4 protein-coding genes are annotated in these 4,407 nt (G+C 65.4%); 1 reads left to right on the forward strand and 3 read right to left on the reverse strand.

Features of this window, described 5'->3' with window-relative positions; translation table 11 throughout:
• Window positions 1-16: 16 nt before the first annotated feature.
• A complete protein-coding gene (locus tag AC1D00_RS28855) occupies window positions 17-982 on the reverse strand; it encodes a sensor histidine kinase (RefSeq protein WP_135175076.1) in 966 nt (321 codons plus the stop codon).
• A gap of 179 nt (window positions 983-1,161) precedes the next feature.
• Here AC1D00_RS28855 and AC1D00_RS28860 point away from each other — a divergent pair, with 179 nt between their 5' ends.
• Window positions 1,162-2,004, forward strand: a complete 843-nt coding sequence (locus AC1D00_RS28860; RefSeq protein ID WP_477013002.1) for an SDR family NAD(P)-dependent oxidoreductase — start codon at window positions 1,162-1,164, stop codon at window positions 2,002-2,004.
• Between the two features lie 132 nt (window positions 2,005-2,136).
• Here AC1D00_RS28860 and AC1D00_RS28865 read toward each other — a convergent pair whose 3' ends face one another.
• Both AC1D00_RS28865 and AC1D00_RS28870 read right to left on the reverse strand, forming a co-directional pair.
• Window positions 2,137-3,510 carry a cytochrome P450 gene (locus tag AC1D00_RS28865; RefSeq protein WP_477013003.1) on the reverse strand — a complete coding sequence of 458 codons (1,374 nt, stop codon included), beginning with the start codon at window positions 3,508-3,510 and terminating at the stop codon, window positions 2,137-2,139.
• A gap of 141 nt (window positions 3,511-3,651) precedes the next feature.
• The coding region (locus tag AC1D00_RS28870; RefSeq protein ID WP_477013004.1) for an LLM class flavin-dependent oxidoreductase at window positions 3,652-4,407 on the reverse strand (756 nt) is incomplete at its 5' end.

A 4,407-nucleotide genomic window follows, 5' to 3' on the forward strand; every position in this document is an offset into this window, starting at 1 on the left:
TCGCTTTGCCGAGCKGCTATTCGCTTCGCGGGATGCGGCATTGCATGATGCAATGCAGCCCGGTCTTCAGATACGAGATCTCGGTCCTGCCATCGAAGGCCGAAAGTGCCGATTTCAGCAGCTTGGTGCCGAAGCCGGGCTCGGACACCTTGTCCACGGTCGGCCCCTCGGTCTCGTCCCAGGTGACGGTCAGGCGATCGTCGGCGACGGTCCACGACACCTGCAGCAGACCGCGCGGCGCGGAGAATGCGCCGTATTTGCCCGCATTGGTGGCGAGCTCGTGAAACATCAATGACAGCGTCACCGCGAGCTTCGGCGGCAGGAACAGCCGGTCGCCGTTGAGGGTGAAGCGGACGTGGCCGTAGGGGCCGAGCTCCGAGATCAGGAGATCGCGGATGTCGCAGCCAGCCCTGTCGATCCGCGAGATCAGATCGTCGGTTGCGGCCAGCGATCGCAGCCGCGGATCGACCCGGGCCCAGACCTGCGGCTGGTCATGCAGCACCTGGTGAATCACGGCGTGCACTGTCGAGAGCTTGTTCTTCAGCCGGTGCTGGAGCTCGTCGACCAGCAGCTTGCGATAGTCTTCTTCCTCGATCAGGCGCTTGGAGATCCGGCGCTGCTCCACCAGCATGGTGCGATAGTGCTCGACCCCCCAGATGGTCAGCGCGCTCACGGCCCAGTAGAGCGCCAGCAAGGCAAAACGCGCGTGATCGGCAATCGCATCGCTGAAATTCACGACGACGCCGAGGACGCCGCCGACGATCGCCGTCACGACGCCGATCCGGAGGCCTCCGAACGCGGCGGCAAAGAACACGGCCGGAAAGTATGGGGTGAAGTAGACGTCGGGCCGCACCTGCGCGAGACCCCAGCGCGCCAGCGTCGCAACCAGCAGGCAGGCCACCGCAAAGGCAATGCTCAAGCCGAGCGACGGCGGCGCCGCGCCCTGCCAGCCCTTGCGGAATTCGTCGATCAGCTTCTCCATGCGCCGCCCGGTTGCGATGTGCGTTCGTTGCGATTGTTGCGCATCTCCCCAGCGCAAGCAAAGCTTGCCTTGTTCGGAGCCGGCAGGAATAGTGACTGTCGCGGCGCTGTCCGTCGCGGCGCCGTGGTCGATCGGTATCCGCCATTTGGCGTCAATGGGTTCGAAAACAGGGACATTCCATGGGCAGGCTGGACGGAAAGGTCGCGGTGATCACGGGCGCGACGAGCGGGATCGGATTGCGGACCGCTGAAGTCTTCGTTGCCGAAGGTGCCAAAATTGTGATCGCGGGGCGGCGCATACCGGAAGGCGAGGCGCTGGCCAAGCAGCTCGGGGCAACTTGTGTCTTCCGCCAGACCGATGTGACGGTCGAAGCGCAGATGCAGGCGCTGATCGCGCTCGCGGTGGACAAATTCGGCCGCATCGACTGCCTGTTCAACAATGCCGGCGGGCCGGCGCAGACCGGCGGCATCGAAGGTCTCGAGGTCGAGCGCTTCGACGCGGCGATGGCGACGCTGGTGCGCAGCGTCATGCTCGGCATGAAGCACGCCGCGCCCTACATGAAGAAGCAGGGGTCCGGCAGCATCATCAACAATGGCAGCATCGCTGGCCGGCTCGCCGGCTTCTCCTCGTCGGTGGTTTACGGCGCGGCCAAGGCGGCGGTGATCCACCTCACCAAATGCGTGGYGATGGAGCTCGGCGAATCCAACGTCCGCGTCAACTCGATCTCACCCGGTGCGATCGCGACCGGCATTTTCGGCAAGGCGCTGGGGCTGCCGACCGATGCCGCGGAGAAGACGCCGGCGGTGATGCGCGAGGTCTACAAGACCGCGCAGCCGATTCCGCGCGCCGGCATCCCCGACGACATCGCCCAGGCCGCGGTGTTCCTGGCGAGCGACCAATCCAGCTTCATCAACGGCCACGACCTCGTCATCGACGGCGCCATGACCGGCGGCCGCAACTGGAGCCAGCAGCAGCAGGGCTACGTGGCGCTGCGCAAGGCGTTCGATCAGGGGGCCRGATAGGTCTCGTGCTCCGGACGCGGCGCAGCGCTTCTTCAGCGGTGCGCTGCAGAGCCGGGGCCCATCTTGCTACCGAACGCATATCGACATTCTGGGTCCCGGCTCGCGCTTCGCGCGTCCGGGACACGAGAAATATCACACCGCCTTCACCCGCACCCGCAAGCCATCCCGCGGCTTCGGGATCGGCCACATCTGCCAGTCCGGCTTGTAGCCCGGCTCCAGCGACACCTCGATGTTCTGGAGGAAGTGCCGCGCGAAGCATTTGGCCTGCATATAGGCGAAGTGCAGGCCGAGGCACATATGCGCGCCGCCGCCGAACGGCACCCAGGCGAAGCGGTGGCGGTTGCGCTGGGCCTCCTCGGTGAAGCGCAGCGGATCGAAGCGGTCCGGCTCCGGCCAGATGTCCTTCATGTGATGCGTATAGAGCGGATTGACGCCGACCGCGGTGCCGGCGGGAATCCTGAACCCCTTGAAGGTGAAATCGCGCATCGCGCGGCGCGGCATCGACGGCACCGGCGGCTTGATCCGCAGTGCTTCCTTGAACGCCATTTCGGATAGCGGCATCTTTTCGAGATCGTCGAAGCTGCTGGGCGCGCCCGGGGCAAGACCGAGCGCGAGAACCTCCGCGCGCAGTCTGTCCTGCCAGTCCGGGTTGGCGGCGAGCTCGCCGATGAAGGAGGTCAGCGACGAGGTCAGCGTGTCGTGCGCCGCCATCATCAAAAAGCTCATGTGGTCGATGATGTCCTGCTCGGACAACAGGGCCCCGTCCTCATGGGTGGCGCGGCAAAGCTGCGAGAACAGATCATCGCCGCCGTGATTGCCGCGGCGGAGCGGAATCTGCTGGCGGAAATAGGCGACGATGCGCTTGCGGCCCGCGACACCGCGCGCCATCTGCGTGCCGGGCAGGGGGCGGCGGATCGGAGCGACGGCCGCCGCGACCATGTCGACGAAGGCTCGGTTGATCTCGTCGACCTCCGGTCCGATATCGGCGCCGAGGAAGGACGCGGCGGCGAGATCGAGCGTGAGCTGCTTCATCGCCGGATAAAGCTGCATCTCGCCGGGCCTGGCCTTCCACTGCGCGACGCGCGCGGAGATGCCGCGGTCGAGATCGCCGAGATAGGATTTCATCGGCCCGGACTTGAACGCGACCGACAGCGCCTTGCGGTGCAGCCGGTGCTCGTCGAAATCGAGCAGCATCAATCCGCGCGGAAACAACARGCCGAGCACCTTGTTCCAGCCGTGCGTCGACGAGAACAGTTTTTGCTGGTCGAACATCACGAGCTCGTTCGCTTCGGGTCCGAGCAGCACGACATTGGTCTCGCCGAAAACATGGGTGCGGTAGACCGGGCCGTATTTGGCGCCGTTCGCCTCGATATGCCCCTTGGGGTCGGCCAGCACCTGGAAGGTCTTGCCGATGATCGGCCAGCCCTCGTCACCGGGGATGTGCGTCAGCTCGTTGCGCCTGGGCGCGGTGAACTGAAGCGCGGGGGCCACATTCTGCATCGACATGACGATTGCTCCGGTTGGCTTGCTGCCAACATAGCACAATACTGATGCGATGACGTGCCAGTCGTCCTGTGTGCAAGTCGCCCGGCACACTATCGTCGTCCCGGCCTTCGCCGGGACGACCATTAGAGGCAGTTTGGCGGCCTACCGCTTCGCCGCTTCCTTCTGCAAATCCGGGGCGTTGACGGCGGGAATGGCGACGCGGCCGGGACCGGTGACCTTCAGCGCTTCGGCAGCCTTCTCGTTCTCCATGATCTTGGCCATCACGGCCTGGCCCGCGCGCTCGAAAATCGCGCGATTCTCGATCACGAATTTTTGCGACCTGCGGAGGCCATCGATATAGCCGTTGATCTCCGGCACCACGTAGCGCGCGACCAGGTCCCAGCTCCGGCGCGTGTTCTCCGGGTTGGCCCAGTCGTGCACGAAGCCGATCACGGCGCCGACGCCGCCGGAGACCTGCATCACGTTCTTGATCATTTTCACGAGATCGTCGGGCGTGCCGATGACGGAGGCGGCGCCTTCGACGAAGGCGGTCTTGTCCACGGCATCGTCGGGCGAGGCGAACGCGGTGAGGCCCGGCCGCTGCAACGTGCCGACATTATATTCGTTGTGCCAGCGCATCAGCCCGGCGCCGGCCTCGCGGCGGGCCTGCTCGCGGGTCTCGGCGACATGCCAGGTCAGGAGCACGCGCCAGTCGGCGCGGTTGACCTTGGTGCCGTGCTTCTTCGCGGCATCCTCGGCGAACTGCCATTGCTGCTGGAGCGACATCAGGCCCTGCGTCGTCATCGAGCCCAGCGAGATGATGCCGATGCCGTACTTACCGGCGAGCGTCATCCCGGAGGGCGAGATCTGCGAGGCCACCACGAACGGCATTTCCTCCTGCAAGGGCAGGAGCTGAAG

The organism is Bradyrhizobium sp. P2_E8 (assembly GCF_056403875.1).